The organism is Nocardioides hwasunensis, from assembly GCF_014779665.1.
Classification (GTDB): Bacteria; Actinomycetota; Actinomycetes; order Propionibacteriales; family Nocardioidaceae; genus Nocardioides; species Nocardioides hwasunensis.
The window spans coordinates 189,896-208,237 of sequence record NZ_JACXYY010000007.1; the positions used below are offsets into that span (position 1 = coordinate 189,896).

The 18,342-nt window shown below is 72.7% G+C and carries 16 protein-coding genes; 7 read left to right on the forward strand and 9 right to left on the reverse strand.

The genetic code is table 11. The features are described 5' to 3' along the window. Positions 1-116: 116 nt before the first annotated feature. Positions 117-2,267 carry a RecQ family ATP-dependent DNA helicase gene (locus IEZ25_RS17275; protein ID WP_191200690.1) on the forward strand — a complete coding sequence of 717 codons (2,151 nt, stop codon included), beginning with the start codon at positions 117-119 and terminating at the stop codon, positions 2,265-2,267. A gap of 7 nt (positions 2,268-2,274) precedes the next feature. Here IEZ25_RS17275 and IEZ25_RS17280 read toward each other — a convergent pair whose 3' ends face one another. Continuing rightward, positions 2,275-3,120 (reverse strand): enoyl-CoA hydratase/isomerase family protein, encoded by an 846-nt coding sequence (locus IEZ25_RS17280; RefSeq protein ID WP_191200691.1) that lies wholly within the window; start codon positions 3,118-3,120, stop codon positions 2,275-2,277. Between the two features lie 278 nt (positions 3,121-3,398). On the opposite strand from IEZ25_RS17280, the gene IEZ25_RS17285 reads away from it, so the two are divergent. The 4 genes from IEZ25_RS17285 to IEZ25_RS17300 are packed head-to-tail and all read left to right on the forward strand — an operon-like array spanning position 3,399 to position 7,296. Next, positions 3,399-4,394 (forward strand): tripartite tricarboxylate transporter substrate binding protein, encoded by a 996-nt coding sequence (locus tag IEZ25_RS17285; RefSeq protein WP_191200692.1) that lies wholly within the window; start codon positions 3,399-3,401, stop codon positions 4,392-4,394. Continuing rightward, entirely contained in the window at positions 4,391-4,897 is a 507-nt protein-coding gene (locus IEZ25_RS17290; protein ID WP_191200693.1) for a tripartite tricarboxylate transporter TctB family protein, read from the forward strand. Before IEZ25_RS17285 ends, IEZ25_RS17290 begins: the two co-directional genes overlap by 4 nt. 12 nt (positions 4,898-4,909) lie before the next feature. After that, positions 4,910-6,433, forward strand: coding sequence for a tripartite tricarboxylate transporter permease (locus IEZ25_RS17295; RefSeq protein WP_191200694.1), 1,524 nt, complete (start codon positions 4,910-4,912; stop codon positions 6,431-6,433). Further along, complete coding sequence (locus tag IEZ25_RS17300; RefSeq protein ID WP_318152297.1) at positions 6,430-7,296, forward strand: SDR family oxidoreductase; 867 nt, start codon at positions 6,430-6,432, stop codon at positions 7,294-7,296. Before IEZ25_RS17295 ends, IEZ25_RS17300 begins: the two co-directional genes overlap by 4 nt. Before the next feature lie 26 nt (positions 7,297-7,322). Here IEZ25_RS17300 and IEZ25_RS17305 read toward each other — a convergent pair whose 3' ends face one another. The 6 genes from IEZ25_RS17305 to IEZ25_RS17330 form a co-directional block, all read right to left on the reverse strand. Beyond that, positions 7,323-7,652 (reverse strand): DUF202 domain-containing protein, encoded by a 330-nt coding sequence (locus IEZ25_RS17305; RefSeq protein ID WP_191200696.1) that lies wholly within the window; start codon positions 7,650-7,652, stop codon positions 7,323-7,325. Beyond that, the gene (locus IEZ25_RS17310) at positions 7,649-8,005 is read right to left on the reverse strand and encodes a YidH family protein (protein WP_318152298.1); all 357 of its coding nucleotides are present in this window, start codon (positions 8,003-8,005) and stop codon (positions 7,649-7,651) included. Before IEZ25_RS17310 ends, IEZ25_RS17305 begins: the two co-directional genes overlap by 4 nt. Continuing rightward, entirely contained in the window at positions 7,998-9,059 is a 1,062-nt protein-coding gene (locus tag IEZ25_RS17315; protein ID WP_191200698.1) for a LysR family transcriptional regulator, read from the reverse strand. The genes IEZ25_RS17310 and IEZ25_RS17315 overlap by 8 nt, the downstream gene beginning before the upstream one ends. Beyond that, positions 9,056-10,228 (reverse strand): CaiB/BaiF CoA transferase family protein, encoded by a 1,173-nt coding sequence (locus IEZ25_RS17320; RefSeq protein WP_191200699.1) that lies wholly within the window; start codon positions 10,226-10,228, stop codon positions 9,056-9,058. The genes IEZ25_RS17315 and IEZ25_RS17320 overlap by 4 nt, the downstream gene beginning before the upstream one ends. 223 nt (positions 10,229-10,451) lie before the next feature. Beyond that, positions 10,452-12,026, reverse strand: coding sequence for a DHA2 family efflux MFS transporter permease subunit (locus IEZ25_RS17325; RefSeq protein ID WP_318152299.1), 1,575 nt, complete (start codon positions 12,024-12,026; stop codon positions 10,452-10,454). A gap of 204 nt (positions 12,027-12,230) precedes the next feature. Continuing rightward, positions 12,231-13,400: a dipeptidase gene (locus IEZ25_RS17330; RefSeq protein WP_191200700.1), complete on the reverse strand. Its 1,170-nt coding sequence runs from the start codon at positions 13,398-13,400 to the stop codon at positions 12,231-12,233. A gap of 101 nt (positions 13,401-13,501) precedes the next feature. Here IEZ25_RS17330 and IEZ25_RS17335 point away from each other — a divergent pair, with 101 nt between their 5' ends. Continuing rightward, entirely contained in the window at positions 13,502-16,192 is a 2,691-nt protein-coding gene (locus tag IEZ25_RS17335) for a DEAD/DEAH box helicase (RefSeq protein WP_191200701.1), read from the forward strand. Continuing rightward, positions 16,189-16,908, forward strand: a complete 720-nt coding sequence (locus IEZ25_RS17340) for an SWIM zinc finger family protein (RefSeq protein WP_191200702.1) — start codon at positions 16,189-16,191, stop codon at positions 16,906-16,908. The genes IEZ25_RS17335 and IEZ25_RS17340 overlap by 4 nt, the downstream gene beginning before the upstream one ends. A gap of 99 nt (positions 16,909-17,007) precedes the next feature. Here the strand turns inward: IEZ25_RS17340 and IEZ25_RS17345 are convergent, their stop codons facing one another. Further along, positions 17,008-17,520, reverse strand: coding sequence for a ferritin (locus IEZ25_RS17345; RefSeq protein ID WP_191200703.1), 513 nt, complete (start codon positions 17,518-17,520; stop codon positions 17,008-17,010). A gap of 54 nt (positions 17,521-17,574) precedes the next feature. Continuing rightward, positions 17,575-18,126, reverse strand: a complete 552-nt coding sequence (locus IEZ25_RS17350) for a TetR/AcrR family transcriptional regulator (RefSeq protein WP_191200704.1) — start codon at positions 18,124-18,126, stop codon at positions 17,575-17,577. Positions 18,127-18,342 lie beyond the last annotated feature (216 nt).

The window sequence follows — 18,342 nt, forward strand, 5'->3', positions numbered from 1 at the left end:
CGGCTGGGGTTGTGGCCCCGGGACGACCGTCTGTCACTGGACTACCCCGACGGGGCTGGACGGGAGGCTGTGGATGCCGCGCGCTGGCCGTCGGTGCGGGTTGGTAGACAGGTGCCATGACCACCGCCAGCACGGCGCCAGCCGTCACCGACGACGTACGCCGATCCGCACGCGAGGCGGCGGAGGGTCACCTGCGCGCGCTGGTCGGCCGCGACGACGCCGTCCTGCGCGAGGACCAGTGGGCGGCCATCGAGGCCCTGGCCGTCGACCGGCGGCGCGCGCTGGTCGTGCAGCGCACGGGGTGGGGCAAGTCGGCGGTCTACTTCGTCGCCACCAAGCTGCTGCGCGAGGGCGGCGCCGGACCGACGGTTATCGTCAGTCCGCTGCTCGCCCTGATGCGCAACCAGATCGCCGCCGCCGAGCGCGCCGGGATCCGTGCGGTGACGATCAACTCGACCAACATCGACCAGTGGCAGGTCATCCAGGACCAGATCCACGCCGGTGAGGTCGACGTCCTGCTGGTCAGTCCCGAGCGGCTCAACAACCCCGGCTTCCGCGACGAGGTGCTGCCCCGGCTCGCTGCCACGTGCGGCCTGCTCGTGGTCGACGAGGCCCACTGCATCTCCGACTGGGGCCACGACTTCCGTCCCGACTACCGCCGCCTCCGCACGCTTCTGGCCGAGCTGCCGACCGGCATCCCGGTGCTGGCCACCACCGCGACGGCCAACGCCCGGGTCACGTCCGACGTCGCCGAGCAGCTCGGCGTCCATGCCGACGGGGCCGCGGACTCCCAGGTGCTGGTGCAGCGTGGCACCCTCGACCGCGAGTCGCTGCGCCTGGGCGTCGTGCAGCTCAAGACCCCCGAGCAGCGCCTGGCCTGGCTGGCCGACCACCTCGCGGAGCAGCCGGGGTCCGGGATCGTCTACTGCCTGACCGTCGCCGCGACGCAGGAGGTCGCGGGCTACCTCCGCGAGCGCGGCCTCGAGGTCGCCGCCTACTCCGGCCAGACCGAGGCCGACGAGCGCCACGCGCTCGAGCAGGCGCTCGTCGACGGCCGGGTCAAGGCACTGATCGCGACGAGCGCGCTGGGCATGGGCTTCGACGCCAGCCTCGGCTTCGTGATCAACCTCGGCGCGCCCGCGTCGCCGGTGGCCTACTACCAGCAGGTCGGCCGCGCCGGTCGCGGCACCGACGACGCCACCGTGGTCCTGCTGCCGCAGATCGAGGACCGCGACATCTGGGCCTACTTCGCCTCCCTCGGCTTCCCGCGCGAGGAGCAGGTGCGCGAGACCCTGGCCGCGCTGGCGGAGTCGGACCGACCGCTGTCCACCGCCACCATCGAGACCCGGGTCGAGCTGGGTCGCAACCGGCTCGAGTCGATGCTCAAGGTGCTCGACGTCGACGGCGCCGTCCAACGCGTGCAGGGCGGCTGGGTCGCCACGGGTCGCTCGTGGGACTACGACGCCGAGCGCTACGCCCGCGTCGCCGAGGCACGCGAGCGCGAGCAGCAGGCGATGCTCGGCTACCTGAGGACCAGCGAGTGCCGGATGCGCTACCTCCGCGAGCAGCTCGACGACCCGGACGCCGCCGAGTGCGGTCGCTGCGACAACTGCGGCGGCCTCACCCTCGAGACCACGGTCAGCGAGACGGCCGTCGCCGAGGCGGGGGCGCGGCTGTCGCGGCCGGGTGTCGTGGTCGACCCGCGGCGCATGTGGCCGACCGCGCTGGCCAACCTCGGGCTCGACCTCAAGGGCAAGATCGCCGCGGGCGCCGAGCCCGGTCGCGCCGTCGCCCGCCTGACCGACCTGGGCCACGGCCAGGCGCTGCGCACGCTGTTCCGCGAGGACACGCCCGACGGCCCCGTGCCGCCCGGCCTGGCCCAGGCGGTGATGGACGTGATGAAGGACTGGGCGCCGGAGTGGAAGGCACGTCCCGACGCGATCGTGGTCGTCGAGTCCGCCACCCGCCCGACGCTGACGCGCGACCTCGCCGACGGCCTGGCGCGCGTCATGCAGATCCCGGTCGTCGGCACCTGGGCGATCCGCGACGACTCGGTGCCGCCGCGCGCCGGGCAGTCCAACTCCGCGCAACGCGTGTCCACCGTACGCCGCCGGGGGGCGCTCGACGCGCAGGTCCCGGCGGGTGCCACGGTGCTGCTGGTCGACGACCAGGTGGCGAGCGGCTGGACCCTCACCGTCGCCGCGACCGAGATCCGCGCGGCCGGGGCGGGCGCCGTGCTGCCCCTGGTGCTGGCCACGCAGGGCTGAGGCTCGTTCAGGCCCGGCGGGCCGCCGCGCGCTTGGCGACGAAGGCGCGAGCGGCCTGCTTCGCGTCGTCGCTGCGCGCGCTCTCGACCATGCGTGGCACCTCGGCACGGAGGTAGTCCGGGAGGTCGAGCACGAGCGCGTCGCGCAGGTTGTCCTTGGCCAGCGCCATCGCCATCGGCGCCTGGTCGGCGAGCTTGGTCCCGAGCTCGTGCACCCGGGCGTCCACGTCTGCGGCGAGCTCCGTCACGATTCCGTGCTCCGTCGCCTCGGCAGCGGTGAGCCGGCGGGGGTCGAGGAGGAGTGCGCGGGCCCGGCCCGGCCCCACCGCACGCGTGAGCAGCCACGCGCTGCCGAGGTCACCGGCAACACCTGCGGAGACGAAGGCGGTGTTGAACACGGCCGTCGGCGAGGCCACCCGGAGGTCGGCGGCCAGCGCGAGGCTGAGCCCGGCCCCGGCGCAGGCTCCGGTGATGCGCGCGATGGTCGGCTGCGGCAGCTCGACGAGGCGTTGCACCGCCTCCGACGCCACCGCCAGCCGCTCCCGGTCGTCCTTGGCGGACCTGCCGCGCAGGGTGCGCGTCTCCTGGTCGCGGACGTCGTCGGACCCGACGCGGGCCATGTCGGCTCCGACGCTGAAGTCGCCCTCGGCGCCGGCCAGCACCACGACGCGGACGTCGCGACGCATGGCCAGCGACGCGAACGCCGCGCGGAGCTCGACCATCAGCTGCCACGACACGGCGTTGCGCCGCTCGGGACGGTTGAGCGTCACGGTGGCGACTGCGTCGCGGACGTCCACCAGCACGGTCCGGTCGCTCGGCTGCTGGTGCGGCTGCGGCTCTGGGGTGTGTGCCATGGTCGCGTTCGGGCCTCCTCTGTCCGGTCCGTGCGGCGGCGGGTCCTGGGCCGCGGACCCTCATCCTCGACACCGGGCTCCGCGGGGGTCAAAGAGCAAAAGAGAGTCGCACCCATGGCTGGCGGCAATGGAACGGTCGGGGCGGGACACCGGGCCGGGCTCATTGGCAGACACAATGCGACACCGTGGATTCACGTCTTTGACGGATGCTCGGGCCACCTAGTCGACTGTGGCTCTCGTCACCTGGGCGCTGGTCCGGGTCAACTGGAGGAGTCGTCATGAAGGTCTCGTTGGTGCACCGCCGCCCTCGCCTGCTGCCGCGACCGGTCCTGGTGGTCGTCACGCTTGCCCTCACCGTCTCCACCGCCGCCTGCGGCGCACGATCGGCCGGTGACATCTACCCCCAGCGCGCGGTGCAGGTCGTCGTGCCCTTCCCGGCCGGCAGCGGCATCGACACCACGACCCGCGCGCTGGTCGACATCATCAACGCGAGCGGTGACCTCGACAACGACCTGCAGGTGGTCAACCGCGACGGCGGTGGCGGTTCGGTCGGCGTGACCCAGGTGCTCAACGCGAAGCCGGACGGCTACACGATCGGTGTCGTGCCCGACGGACCGCTGACCCTGCTGCCGCAGACGCAGGAGGTGGCCTACGACCCGACCGCCCTGACGGCGATCAACGAGATCATCACCTTCCCCATCATCTTCGTGGTGCCGAAGGACTCGCCCTACGAGGACCTCCAGGACCTGGTCGACGCGGCCGAGGCCGACCCCGGCGCGATCACGATCGGCGAGGGCCCCCTCAACTACGCCGTGCCGGCCGACCAGTTCGAGCAGGAGACGGGCGTGCGGCTCAAGCACGTCGACTTCGAGGGTGACCAGGCCACCACGACCGCCCTGCTCGGCAAGAACCTCGACGTCGGCGTCATGCAGCTGGCCAGCGCGCTGCCCCAGCTGGGCTCGGGCGACATCCGGGCGCTCGGCGTGACCTCGCCCGAGCGCGTCGACCTGATCCCCGACGTGCCGACCTTCGGCGAGCAGGGGATCGACATCGTCTGGGAGGCGTTCAACACCGTCATCGCGCCCGACGGCCTCCCCCCCGAGATCGCCGACACGCTCGTCGAGACCGTCGCTGACGCCGTGGCGAGCGACGACTTCGCCAGCACCGCGGAGACGCTCGGGTTGATCGTCAGCGGCGCCGGACCCGACGAAGCGGTGCGGCACCTGGAGGAGAAGACGAAGGCCTCCGCGCCGATCCTGGAGGCCTCGCAGTGACCGCCTCCACCCGTGCTCGACCCTCGGCGGAGCTGGTCACCGCAGGGGTGGTTCTCGTCCTCGGCCTGGCCTACGGCGTCCAGTCGCTGCAAGAGGGGATCGGCACGCCGACCAGCAGCGGCGCCGGGTTCTTCCCGCTGCTCGTCGCGGGGGTGCTCGTGCTGTCCTCGGTCGTCGTCATCGTCCAGGAGCGCCGGGGTGCCGCACCTATCGTCGAGACATTGCTGGAGGAGGACGACGGTGGCGCGCTGGAGGCGGCCGAGGTCCACTGGCCCCGCGTCGTCGGCGTGCTGCTGACCTCGCTGGCCGTGCCGTTCCTGGCCGGCACCGTCGGCTTCGTCACCTCCCTGTCCGTCGCGATGGCGGTGATCGCCAAGCTGATGGGCATGCGTGGGTGGTGGCGTCCGGCCGCGCTGGGTCTCGCCTTCGGCGTCATCACCTGGTGGGTCTTCGTCTACTGGCTCGTCGTGCCCCTGCCGGCCGGCGTGCTCGGGCTCGGCTGAGGGGAGGACGTCGTGCTCAGTGACCTCGGCGCCGGGTTCGCCGCCTTCGCGGATCCCACCCTCATCCTGCTCGCCGTCGCGGGCGTGGTGCTCGGCACGCTCGTCGGCGTCCTGCCCGGCATCGGGCCCATCGGCGCGATGTCGGTGCTGCTCGGCGTGACCACCCAGGTCGGCCCGACGGGCTCGCTGATCCTCTTCGCCGGGATCTACTTCGGCTCCACCTATGGCGGCTCGACGACCTCCATCCTGCTCAACATCCCGGGTGAGGCGTCGTCGGTGGTCACCGCGCTCGACGGCAACCAGATGACCAAGAAGGGCCGCTCCGGACCGGCCCTGACGATCGCCGCCGTGTCGTCGTTCGTCGCCGGCACCCTGTCGATCCTGGGTCTCATGCTCTTCGCCCCCAGCCTCAGTGCGTACGCCGTCAAGCTCGGCCCGCCCGAGTACATGGCGCTGTGCGTGGCCGGCCTGGTCCTGCTGGCGTCGCTGTCCCAGGGGTCCACGGCCCGGGCCATGGTGATGATCTGTCTCGGCCTCGCGGTCGGCACCGTCGGGATCGATCCCGCCGGTGGCGAGCTCCGGTTCACCTTCGGCTCCACCACGCTGGCGCAGGGCTTCAGCTTCATCGCGCTGGTGATGGGGGTCTTCGGCATCGCCGAGGCGCTCACCATGGCCGGCCCGCAGCGTCACGCCGAGCCCGTGCGGGCACCGACGATGCGCGAGCTCCTCCCGAACCGCACCGAGGCGCGCGAGGCGGCGCCGGCCGCGCTGCGCGGATCCTTCATCGGCTTCTTCCTCGGTCTGGTCCCCGGTCCCGCGGCCGTCCTGTCGACGTTCGCCTCGTACGTCGTGGAGCGCAAGGTGTCCCGGCATCCCGAGCGCTTCGGTCACGGTGCGGTCGAGGGGGTGGCCGGCCCGGAGGCGGCCAACAACGCCGCCGCCGGCGCGGCATTCATCCCGCTCATGGTCCTCGGCATCCCCTTCGCCCCGACCATGGCGCTGGTGCTCGCCGCACTGCTGCTCAACGGCATCGTGCCGGGGCCGACCTTCATCGCCGACCAGCCCGAGCTCTTCTGGACGGTCATCGCAGCGATGTACATCGGCAACCTGATGCTGCTGGTGCTCAACCTGCCGCTGGTCGGGTTGTTCACCCGCCTGCTCGCGGTGCCGCCCCAGGCGATGATGCCGCTGATCATCGGGCTGTGCACGATCGGCGTCTACGCCGACGGCAACTCCGTCTTCGACGTGGTGGTCATGCTCGGCGCGGGCCTTCTGGGCTACCTGCTGCGTACCTCGGGCTTCAGCATGGCGGCCTTCGTCCTGGCCGTGGTCCTGCAGCCCACGCTCGAGTCGTCGCTGCGCCAGACGCTGGCCTACTCCAGTGGCGACCCGACCTACGTGCTCGGACGACCGATCACGCTCGTGGTGTTCGCCGTGGTCCTGGTCGCCGTCGCCACGATGGCGCGGGCGGGCTGGGTGGCCCGCCGCGCGCGCATGACGGCACCCGTCGACGTCGAGCAGAGGAGCACCTCGTGACCGCCCCCGGAACAGGCACCGAACCCAGCAGAGGACCGAGCCTGCGCGGTCGGACGTTGGTCATGTCGGGCGGGAGCCGCGGCATCGGCCTGGCCATCGGTGTCGCGGCAGGCCGTCAGGGCGCCAACGTGGTGCTCCTGGCCAAGACCGACGCCCCCGATCCGCGACTGCCAGGGACCGTGCACACCGCAGTGGCCGAGATCGAGGCCGCGGGCGGCCAGGCGCTCGGCATGGTGGGTGACGTGCGTGACGAGGAGTCGGTGGCCCGCACGGTCCGGGCCGCCGTGGACCGCTTCGGCGGGATCGACGTCTGCATCAACAACGCCTCGGCGCTCGCGCTGGACGCGACGGAGGACCTGTCGGCGAAGCGGTTCGACCTGATGCAGCAGATCCAGCTGCGTGGCACCTTCCTGCTCACCAGGGCCTGCCTGCCGCACCTGCGCGTGTCCGACAACCCCCACGTCCTCTCACTGGCACCGCCACTCAACCTGTCGCCCACCTGGCTGGGTCGCCACCCGGCCTACACCACGGCGAAGTACGGGATGACCCTGCTGACGCTGGGGTGGGCGGCCGAGCAGGCCACGCACGGCATCGCCGCCAACTGTCTGTGGCCCGAGTCGACCATCGCGACCGCTGCGGTGGCCAACCTCCTGGGAGGCACCGAGGCGCTCGACCGCTCGCGCGGCCCCGAGATCGTCGCCGACGCGGCGGTGGAGATCCTCACCCGGCCCGCGCGGGAGTGCACCGGCAACACCTTCCTCGACGTCGACGTGCTGGCCCAGGCCGGTCTCACCGACCTCTCCAGCTACGGCGGCGGGCCCACGCCCCACTACGACATCTTCGTCGACGAGCCCGGCGCCTGAGCCCAGCACCCGGGGCCGGGCGGGGCTCAGTGCCCGAGCACTGCCCGCAGCCCGACGACGGCGAGGGCGGCTACCAGCACCGCCAGCCCCGCCCCGGCCGGACCGGCCACGCTGGGGTGGTGCGGGCCTCGCGAGTCCCGCCGGAGCCACAGGGCACCGACCGGGACGGCTGCGACGACGAGCGGGAGCGCCGCGAGCGGTCCCAGCTCCTCACCGAGCAGGCGTGCGCCGACGGCGGCGGCCGCGGTCGCGGACAGCACCGTGCGCTGCCACGCCAGCGCCGCGCGCTCGTGCGCAGCGCCGGGGTCACGATCGGAGTCGTCGGTGGCGTCGGGGCCCACCGCGGACGACGTCATACGGTCGAGAGGGCGAGGCCGACGGTCACCACGACCGCGCCGAGCACCAGCGCGGCGATCGGGCCGGCCGCGGGGAGCGGCGCCCCCCGGCGCATGGCCCGCTCCGAGACCGCCCAGCGCCACCAGCCGACGATGGCGAGCGCGAAGCCGGTCGTGACGAGCGTGGCACCCAGACCGCGGCGCACCGGTCCGGCGAGGTCGAGGTCGACCACGCCGACGGCCACGCCGGTGGCCACCAGCGCCAGGGCGGTGCGGATCCAGGCGAGGAAGGTCCGCTCGTTGGCGAGGCTGAAGCGGTAGTCCGGCTCGTCGCCGGCACGGTAGACCCAGCGGGGCCACCGCCGCTCAGCCACCATCGGTCCCCGCATCGTGGTCGGTCGCGCCGGGGACGCCGTCGACCAGGTGGCGGTACGCCGTCTCGATCGCCTCGTCGGCCTCCACCGCGGCGTCCAGCAGGCTGGCCCCCTGCGACGTGCGGGTCTCGACCGCGCGGTGCCAGCGCCGCAGGTTCGCCACGCTGAGGTCGAGGAACGCGCGCGCCTGCAGGGTGAGCGTGGAGGAGGTGAGGACGTAGATGTCGCGAGCCGGCGGGGGCTCGAGCATCCGCAGTGTCGCCCCGCGGCGACGCGCCTCCATCGCCTGCCGCATCGGCAGCAGCGCAGCGCCCGCACCCGATGCGAGGAGCGGCAGCAGGTCGCCGGACTCGCTGATGTCGACCACGACGTCCGGCTCGACCCCGAGGTGGTCGCGGATCTGCGTGAGATAGCTGCGTCCGAAGCCGCGGTCGACGATCATCGGCAGGCCCTGCAGCATCGACAGCGGCACGGGGTCGGGCAGGTCATGCCCCCAGCCACGCGGCAGGACCAGGACGATCTCGCCCTGGCCGATGTGGGTGCACTCGATGCCCTGCCGCGACACCGGCGTGACGGTGTAGGCGAGCTCGGCGGCGCCGGAGCGGATGAGGGAGACGATCTCGTCGGTGTCGCCGTCGTGCTGGGTGAGCCTGACGGTGATCTGCGGGTGCCGTCGGCGGAAGTCGCCGACCCAGGCGGCGAGGAAGCTCGAGGTCAGCGACGCCGACACGGCGAGGTCGACCCGGCCACCCTCGAGCCCGCGGTAGGTCGCCACCACGCTGCGGGCGTGCGCGAGGTCGCGCACGACCTGGCGGGCCGGACCGATCAGCGCCTCCCCGGCAGGCGCGAGGACGAGCCCGCGACCGACCCGCCGGAAGAGCTCGACGCCCAGGTCGGCCTCCAGCCGGCGGATGATCTGGGAGAGCGACGGCTGCGCGAGGTAGAGCGCCGAGGCGGCCCGGGTGATGCTGCCGTGGTCGACGACGGCCAGGAAGCACTCGAGCTCGCGGATCCCGGTGGCGCGCCCCGGTGCCCGGTCCACCTCCTCGCTCATCCCTCCCCGCCTCGCCCCAACACGTCGTCGGTGTGCTCGCCGGACCGCGGCACGGTGTGGTCGGCCGGTGCGGAGAGCCCTTCGATCCGGAAGGGCAGGCCCGGCACCGGGAAGGAACGCCCGTCGGGGTCGGTGGCCCGCACGACCAGGTCACCGGCCTCGACATCGGCGGAGGCGGCGACGTCGGCGTAGGTCCGCACCGCTGCCGCGACCAGGCCGAGGTCGCCCAGCCGGGTCACGCACTCCTGCGTGCTGAGCGTGCCGAGCACCGAGCCGACCTCGGCCAGCAGCTCGGCGCGGTGCTGCACGCGCGCGGGGTTGTCCATGAACCGCGGGTCGGTGAGCATCCACTCCTTGTCGAGGAAGGTGCACAGCCGGCGGAAGTGCTCGGGGGCGTAGGCCGAGACGACGACGCGCCCGTCGCGGGTGTCGACGACGTCCGCGGCGGGCGCCACGGTGGCCTGGCCGTTGCCCTTGCGCCGTGGCTCCTGGCCGGTCACGTGCCACTCACCCCACATCGCGGCCTGCATGTGCACTGCCGTCTCCAGCAGCGACACCTCGCCCACGCACCCCCGGCCGGTGCGCTCGCGGCGGAACAGTCCGGCGAGCACGGCCTGCACCACGGCGTAGCTGGCGCCGACGTCGGCGACCGGGAAGCCGACCCGCTGCGGGTCGCGGTCGCGCTCCCCGGTGAGGTCCATGATCCCGCTCTCGGCCTGCGCGGCGATGTCGAGGCCGGCGCGGTTCGCGGACGGGCTGTCGGAGGGGAAGCCGGTGACCGAGAGGTGCACCAGGTCGGGGCGTACGGCGACGAGGTCCGCGACGCCGAGCCCGAGTCGCGCCATCGCGCCGGCGCGCAGGTTCTGCACGACGACGTCCGCGTCAGCGACCAGCCGCAGCGCGGCGGCGCGGTCGTCGGGGAGCTTGAGGTCGAGGCGCACCGAGCGCTTGCCACGGTTGTAGGCCAGGACGATGCCCTCGCCGTAGGCACCGATGGAGCGGGCCTGGTCGCCGAGCGGCGGCTCCACCTTGACCACCTCGGCGCCGAGGTCGCGCAGGACCTGCGTCGCGGCGGGCGCGGCGATGTAGTGGCCGAACTCCACGACGCGGACGCCGGCGAGCGGGGCCCCGTCGTCGCGCAGGTCCGGGCCGGTCGCTGGCTCGCTCATCTCGTCGCTCCTGGGTCTGGGTCGCTGGCCATCCTCGAAGGCACCGACCCAGTGCGTCAAAGACCAGAATCGCGTGGCACCCATTGCGCGGAGCGATGGGAGAGGCGGAGCTACCCTCGCCACCCGCTCCGGACCCGACCGTCATCCCGGACGAGTGGCGCGAACGACAGCGGCCCGCCCTCCCGGAGGAGGACGGGCCGCGGGCGTCGTACGGCGATGAGGCTCAGTGGCCCATCATGGCGGTCGGGTCGACCGGGGCGACCTTCTTGCGGGGCAGGAAGGCAGCGGGGATGAGGCAGCAGGCGACCAGCACCGTCGCCACGATGAAGACCGTCGCGAAGGCGTCGGCCATGTCGCTGGTGACCAGGCTCGGGAGGTTGGCGAGCTGCTCCTGGCTCAGGCCGAACTTCTCGAGGACCGCCGCCACCGCGGACTGGTCGTCGCCGGCGGCCTGGAGCGCCTGCCCGGCGGCGACGTAGTCCGAGCCCTTGAGCTGGTTGGTCAGGATCACCGAGAAGAGCGCGGTGCCGACCGAGGCCGCGACCTGCTGGCTGATGTTGAGCAGCGTCGAGCCGCGGGCCACGTTGTGCGCGGTCAGGGTGGCCAGCGCCGCGGTCATGATCGGCATCATCGTGCCGCCCATGCCGAGGCCCATGATGAAGAGCGCGCCGAGGATGTAGACGTAGGAGGTCTCGGCGCCGATCTGGGTGAACATCGCCATGCCGACGGTGATGACCGTGACGCCGGTGAGGACGATCTTGCCGGGCCCGATCTTGTCCGCCAGGATCCCGGCGATCGGCATGGTGATCATCGCGCCGACACCCTGCGGGGCCAGGAGCCACCCCGTGTCGAGGGTGCCCTCGCCGCGGACCTGGATGAAGTAGAGCGGGAAGAGCAGGGAGGCGCCGAAGAAGGCGATCGCGAAGAGGCTCATCGCGATGATCGCGACCGTCATGTTCTTGTTCTGGAACAGGCGCAGGTCGACGAGCGGGTGGATGTTGCGCTTGCCGAGGGCCCACGGCACGAAGGCCACGATGAGCATCGCGCCGACGATCATCGGGATCAGGACGCGGGGAGCCATCGCCGTCCCCTCCTCCGGGATCGAGCTGACCCCGAAGAGGAACAGGGCCAGACCCGGCGACAGCAGCAGCATGCCGACGAAGTCGAAGCTCTCGGAGGGCTCGACGTCGTCCCTCGGCAGCACGATCACGGCGTAGACGATCGCGGCGATGCCGATGGGCAGGTTGATCAGGAAGATCCAGTGCCACGAGGCGGACTCGATGAGCGCGCCGCCGATGATCGGGCCGAAGATCGGACCGAGCAGCATCGGGATGCCGAGCACGGCCATCACCCGGCCGACGCGCTCGGGGCCCGCGGCACGGGTGAGGATCGTCATGCCGAGCGGCATCAGCATGCCGCCGCCCAGGCCCTGGAGGACCCGGTAGATCACGAGCAGCTCGAGCGAGCTGGCGGTCGCGCACAGCACCGAGCCGGCGGTGAAGAGGCCGACGGCGATGAGGTAGAGGCGCTTGGTCCCGAAGCGGTCGGCTGCCCAGCCCGTCAGCGGGATGACGCTGGCGAGGGCGAGGGTGTAGCCGGTCATGGTCCACGCGACCTCGGCCGCGGTGGCGTCGAACTCCTGCTGGAAGGTGTTGAGCGCGACCGAGACGACGGTGATGTCGAGGATCGACATGATGGCGCCGAGGACGACCACGCCGGCCACCATCAGCACGCCCTTGTCGAGCTTGTCGGAGTTCGCCGGCTGGGTGTCGCCGGACTGGAGCTGGGTGTCTGTCACGCATCAACGGTATTGGTTGCCACTGACAACGACCCAATCCTTTTCGGGGTGGGCTGGATCACTCGCGCAAGGGTGCCCAGGCGTAACAATCCGCTGTCAGACTTCGCCCGGAGACGGACCTTCGCACCCGAGTCTCACGGTTGTCGGCCCGGATCTGGGCCGACAAGCGGGGGAGTCACCGGATATCCGGGGACCGCCGAAGGGTCACGCGCCGTCCAGGTCCTCGATCCGGGCCAGGCTCGGCCCGCGGACCAGCTGGATCTCGGCGGCGTGCTCCTCGACCTCGCGCATCACGCGCAGGGTGTTGCGGCAGGTCAGCCGGGCCAGGTCGTCAGCCGACCATCGACGCTCGGCGAGCGCCGACAGCAGAGCGGGGTACGTCGCGACGTCCTCGAGCCCGACGGGCAGCACCTCGACGCCGTCGAAGTCCCCACCGAGCCCGACGTGGTCGATGCCGGCGACCTCGCGCACGTGCTCCACGTGCGCCACCACGTCGTCGAGCGTCGCGGTCGGACGCGGGTGCCGGCTCAGCCACCACTCCTCGTACGCCGCGAAGCGCAGGCCGTCGGACTGGGGGATCCCCTCGGCCCCGGCCGCGGCCACCACCTCGTGGTGGGCGTCGGCGCACGCCTGGTTCACGAACTGCGGCACGAAGGTCACCATGCACACGCCTCCGCCGGCCGCCATCGAGGTGAGGACGTCGTCGGGGACGTTGCGCGGGCTGTCGGTCACCGCCCGCGCCGAGCTGTGGCTGAAGATGACCGGCGCCTCGGCCACCGCGAGGGCGTCGCGCATGGTGTCGGCCGAGACGTGGCTGAGGTCGACCATCATCCCCAGCCGGTTCATCTCGCGGACCACCTCGCGGCCGAAGGCGGTCAGCCCACCCGCGGCCGGTGTGTCGGTGGCCGAGTCGGCCCACGGGGTGTTCGCGTTGTGGGTGAGCGTCAGGTAGCGCACACCGAGTGCGAAGAGCTGTCGCAGGGTGCCGAGGGAGCAGTCGATCGAGTGGCCGCCCTCGGCCCCCATCAGGGAGGCGATCCGATCGCGCGACCAGGCGTCCTCGACCTCGTCGGCCGTGGTCGCCCACGCGAGCTGGTCGGCGTACGTCTCGGTGAGCAGGCGGGCGGCGTCGACCTGCTCCAGCGTCGCGGTCACCGCGTCGCCGCCGGCGAGCCGGCACGGCACGTAGACCGACCAGAACTGGGCGCCCATCCCGCCGGCTCGCATGCGCGGCAGGTCCGTGTGCGTCGGGGTGCCGCCCGCGCCCACGTCGAGACGGGAGAAGTCGTACGCCGCCTCCGCGCGCGCCGTCCAGAGCAGGTCGTTGTGCCCGTCGATCACGGGGTGGGCGGCGAGGATGCTGGAGACGTCCATGGTCGCGACGCTAGCCGAGCCGAGCCCGGCGGGAACTCTGTGTCGGTCCGGGGCGTTACCGTCCTGGTGTCCTTCGAAGGTCACCGGTCTGGAGTGCGTGCATGAGCCTAGTCCCGGTCACCGGTCCCGCCAGGCTGCTGGTGGGGGAGCCGCCCCGGGAGGGCTCGATCGAGTTCACCGACGAGCGGCGCACGATCAAGATGCCGATCCGCGGAGCGCTGCCGGTGCTGGGCAAGGTGCGCGACCAGGCCGACGTCCATCCCTCGGTCGCCATGCTCGCGGGTGCGGCGCTGCTGGGCCTGCAGCTGGTCGCCTCCGGCCGGTTCGCGCCGGACGCGGACGGTCGCCACTGGCAGGTCGCCGGTCTCGACCCCGACGACGAGCGCCGGATCGCCGAGCTGGCCCGCGCCCGGTCGTGGGACGGGTTCGACGAGGCGAGCGCCGAGGGCATGGTCCGCGGCGTGCTCGACGCGGTCGTCGACACGATGCCCCGCACGGCCCCGGGCCGATCGCGCCGCAGCGTCCACGCCGCGCCGGCCCGCTCCGCACCGCGGAGCGCCGACGACTTCAGCGACCAGCTCCAGCAGCGCATCGCCCGGATCCGGGCGCGCGGTCGCGACGACCGCCCGCACCTGGTGACGATCTCGTTCCGGATCGAGGCCGACGAGGAGGAGCTCGTCGCCGGGTCCGTCCGTCTCGTGCTGCAGGTGCACGCCGCCGACAACGCCGCCCACCTCGCGGACGCCTCCGAGCTGTGGGCCGACGCCGGACCCGAGGCCGCGCACGGCTTCGGCGAGCGTGCGCGCACCCACACGGCCATCGCCCTGCGCTCGGCGGCCGACGCGTGGCCGGTGCTCGAGCGGCTCCTCGACCTGCGCGTCCCCGACGAGATCACCCTCGACACCGACGAGATCCTCTCGCTGCTCGACGGCGGCGCGGCCGCGCTGACCGAGGCGGGGCACCCGGTCATGTGGCCGAAGTACCTCGACCGGGACGTCACCCAGCGCGTCGAGCTCGGCCGGCAGAGGCCGGCGGCCGGCACCCGCGAGGAGGCGCTCAACGACGGGCTGTTCGGCACCCAGGCCCTGTTCGGGTTCGAGTGGCAGCTCTCCCTCCACGGCGAGGAGCTCACCGAGGCCGAGATGGACGAGCTCGCCCACACCACCAGCCCGATCATCAAGCTGCGTGACAACTGGATCGCCGTCGACTCGGGCGTCATCAAGCGCGCCCGCAAGCGGTTGATCCGGTCGGTCACGCCGGTCCAGGCCCTCGCCGCCACCCTCACCGGTGTCGTCGACATCGAGGACGTTCCCTACGAGGCGGTCGTCGGCGCCAGCCTGCTCCAGGTCCGCGACCGGGTGCGCGAGGCGGTCACCGGCGACCTCGTCGAGGTTCCGGCGGCCCTGCGGGCCGAGCTGCGCGACTACCAGCGCCGGGGGCTGTCCTGGCTCGCCGAGCTGACCTCGCTCGGGCTCGGCGCGTGCCTGGCCGACGACATGGGCCTGGGCAAGACGATCACCCTGATCGCGCTCCACCTCCACCGCGGTGGGCGGCCCACGCTGGTGGTCTGCCCGGCGTCGCTGCTCGGCAACTGGGAGGCCGAGATCCGCCGCTTCGCACCGGGAGTCGACGTACGCCGCCACCACGGCAGCGCGCGTGACCTCGACGACGTCACGTCGGGCTTCGTGCTGACGACCTACGGCACGATGCGCAACGACGCCGAGCTGCTGGGCGCGGTGTCGTGGGACCTCGTCGTCGCCGACGAGGCGCAGCACATCAAGAACTCGCGGTCCGCCGCGGCCCGCGCGCTCCGCACGATCCCGAGCCGGGCGCGCGTCGCCCTGACCGGCACCCCGGTGGAGAACGACCTCACCGAGCTCTGGTCGATCCTCGACTGGGCCATCCCCGGCCTGCTCGGCAGCCGCAACGCCTTCCGCAAGGTCTGGGCGGGCCCGATCGAGTCCGGGCTCGAGCCGACCAAGGCGCGGCAGTTCGCCGACCTCATCGGTCCGTTCCTGCTGCGCCGCAAGAAGTCCGATCCCGGGATCGCGCCCGAGCTGCCGCCGAAGACCGAGACCGACCACGTGCTCGGGCTGAGCCGCGAGCAGGTCGTCCTCTACGAGACGCTCGTGCGCGAGTCGATGCGGCGCATCGAGGAGGCCGACGAGGAGACCCGCCGCGGCCTGGTGCTCAAGCTCCTCACCGGTCTCAAGCAGATCTGCAATCACCCGGCGCACTTCCTGCGCCAGGCCAATCCCAAGCTCCGCGGTCGCTCCGAGAAGCTCGAGCTGCTCGACGAGCTCGTCGGCACGGTCGTCGCCGAGGACGGCGCGGTCCTGGTCTTCACCCAGTACGTCGCCATGGCCGACCTCCTCGTCCGCCACCTCAGCACGACGGGGGTGCCGCACCAGCTCCTCCACGGCGGGACGCCCGTGCGCGGGCGCGACGCCATGGTCGCCCGCTTCCAGGCCGGCGAGACTCCGGTGTTCCTGCTGTCCCTGAAGGCCGGCGGCACCGGACTCAACCTCACCCGCGCCGACCACGTCATCCACTTCGACCGCTGGTGGAACCCGGCCGTCGAGGACCAGGCCACCGACCGTGCCTACCGCATCGGCCAGACCCGGCCGGTGCAGGTGCACCGCTTCGTCACGCAGGGCACGATCGAGGAGAAGATCGCCGAGCTGCTCACCCGCAAGCGCTCGCTCGCCGACTCGGTGCTCTCGCGCGGGGAGACCGCGCTCACCGAGCTGTCCAACGACGAGCTGCGCGACCTCGTCGCTCTCCGCCGATGACCGAGTCGCCGGGGACCACGCATCCCCGCCTGCCCGCGCGCCGCGGCGGCGGGTCCGGCACGTGGTGGAGCAAGGCGGTCCTGCGGGCCGTCGAGGAGGCGGCGTACGGCGTCCAGGAGCTGCGGAAGGGCCGGACGCTCGCCCGCGCCGGTGCGGTCGGCGCGATCACGGTGACCGACGGTCGCGCCGTCGCCGCGGTGGCCGACGGCCACGACGCGTTCACCGTCGAGGTGACCGTCCCGGTGCTCGGCGACGGCGACGCGGCGGCGTTCTCCGAGCTGGTGGCCGCGGAGTCCGGGCGGATCGGCGCCCTGCTGACCGGTCAGCTCCCGCACGCGTTCGTCGAGGCGGTGGAGGAGGCCGGCGTCGAGCTGCTGCCGTACGGCGGCGAGCTGGGCTCGGCGTGCACCTGCGAGGCGTGGCTCGACCCCTGCCCGCACGCGCTGGCCGTGCTCACCCAGCTCGCGTGGCTCATCCAGGCAGACCCGTTCGTGCTGACCCACCTGCGCGGCCTCTCGCGCGAGCGGGTGCTGCGCGACCTCCACCGGCTCACCGCTTCCGCGGCCTCCAACGCGAGCCTGACGGGTGAGTCTCCAGGAGACTCATCCGCCAGTGCGGCATCCGGGGACGACCTCGACGACCTCGCCGTGGCCGAGGATGCCGCGGCCCGGGCGGCCCGGCTGCTGCAGCGCGAGGACCCGTTCGCCGAGGTCTGAGCGCGACGGCTGCGCGGGTGACGGCGGCAGGTGGCGTGCCGGCACGCCGGTGGTGTGTGAGGTGCCGCCACCGTGGCGACGGCCGGGAGGGACCAGCCCTCAGCGGGCCTCGGTCGACCCGGCCGGCCGCGCGCCGAGCTCCTCGTCGAGGCGGAGCAGGCCGGGGCCGTCGTCGTTGATCAGCTTCACGCGGCCGACGATCTCGCGGACCGTGGCCTCCTCCTCGATCTGCTCCTCGAGGAACCAGTTGAGGAGCGGGCGCGAGTCGAGGTCGCCCTCGGCCTCGGCGAGGCGGAAGAGGTCGCGGATCGAGGCCGAGACCTTCTCCTCGTGGGCGAGCGCCGCCTCGAAGGCGTGGAGGACGGAGCCGACCACCGGGGCCGGCGCCGAGGTGGCGCCGATGCGCGGGTGGTTGTCGCGGTCGGCGACGTGGTCGATGAACTTGTTGGCGTGGACGATCTCCTCGTCGGCCTGGTGGCGGAACCACAGCGCCATCCCGGGCAGGTCCATCAGGTCGACCTCGATCGCGAGCTGGCGGTAGACCAGGGAGGCCTGGAACTCCAGGGTGATCTGCGCGTTGAAGGCGTTCTCGAGGTTCTCGCTCAGCTTCATGGCCGGAAGCGTAGCGGGGTGCCGCGCTCGCACGGCGGTCGCGCGAGCCTGACGTCAGACCAGCCCGAGGGCGCCGTGGGCCATCTCCCGCAGCACGTCGTGCATCTGCGCGTCGGGGAGCCGGCCGCTGTGGGGCGTGGAGTTGAGCAGGCCGAAGAGCACGTGCGCCCGAGCCCGCGACACCTCGGGCCCGAGCTCCGCGTCGAGCAGGCGCAGCTGGGTGGCCCACACGTCGACGTACGCGCGCTGCAGGGTGCGCACCCGCTCGCGGGCCTCGTCGGGGAGGCTGCTCCAGTCGCGGTCCTGGACGACGATCAGCGAGCGGTGGGACAGGGCGAACTCGATGTGCCACTCGACGAGCGAGGCGAGGGCCGCCCGCGGACCGTCCGCACTCGCAACCCGGCTGCGCCCCTCGCCGAGGAGGGTCTCGCTGATGGCCACGAGCATCTCGGCGAGCACCGCGTCCTTGGACTCGAAGTGCTTGTAGAGCGCCGGCCCGGAGATCCCGCAGGCAGCGCCGAGCTCGGAGACCGAGACGCCGTGGAAGCCACGCGAGGCGAAGAGCTCCGCGGCGATGTCGAGGATCTGCTGCCGGCGAGGGGTCACGACGCCGAGGTTAGCCGTGGCTAACCCCGGTCGCTCGACCCGTGGGCCGGAACGGCTGGGTCCCCCCAGTGGGCCGCACCCCTGCAGCGGCCCACTGACCCTCCGTCCAGCGCTTCCCCCGCCGGAGAGTCTGAGCGCGGTGCGGCCTCGACCACAGTGGTGCCAGCACCACTCTTGCCTCGTCCGTCTCGCGTGAGGGTGGTGCCTGCTCTACCG

Coding starts and splice junctions, on each gene's coding strand:
- IEZ25_RS17340 (WP_191200702.1), top strand. CDS start 16,189: ATGACCGAGTCGCCGGGGACCACGCATCCCCGCCTGCCCGCGCGCCGC.
- IEZ25_RS17285 (WP_191200692.1), top strand. CDS start 3,399: ATGAAGGTCTCGTTGGTGCACCGCCGCCCTCGCCTGCTGCCGCGACCG.
- IEZ25_RS17280 (WP_191200691.1), bottom strand. CDS start 3,120: ATGGCACACACCCCAGAGCCGCAGCCGCACCAGCAGCCGAGCGACCGG.
- IEZ25_RS17305 (WP_191200696.1), bottom strand. CDS start 7,652: ATGACGTCGTCCGCGGTGGGCCCCGACGCCACCGACGACTCCGATCGT.
- IEZ25_RS17320 (WP_191200699.1), bottom strand. CDS start 10,228: ATGAGCGAGCCAGCGACCGGCCCGGACCTGCGCGACGACGGGGCCCCG.
- IEZ25_RS17335 (WP_191200701.1), top strand. CDS start 13,502: ATGAGCCTAGTCCCGGTCACCGGTCCCGCCAGGCTGCTGGTGGGGGAG.
- IEZ25_RS17330 (WP_191200700.1), bottom strand. CDS start 13,400: ATGGACGTCTCCAGCATCCTCGCCGCCCACCCCGTGATCGACGGGCAC.
- IEZ25_RS17275 (WP_191200690.1), top strand. CDS start 117: ATGACCACCGCCAGCACGGCGCCAGCCGTCACCGACGACGTACGCCGA.
- IEZ25_RS17345 (WP_191200703.1), bottom strand. CDS start 17,520: ATGAAGCTGAGCGAGAACCTCGAGAACGCCTTCAACGCGCAGATCACC.
- IEZ25_RS17315 (WP_191200698.1), bottom strand. CDS start 9,059: ATGAGCGAGGAGGTGGACCGGGCACCGGGGCGCGCCACCGGGATCCGC.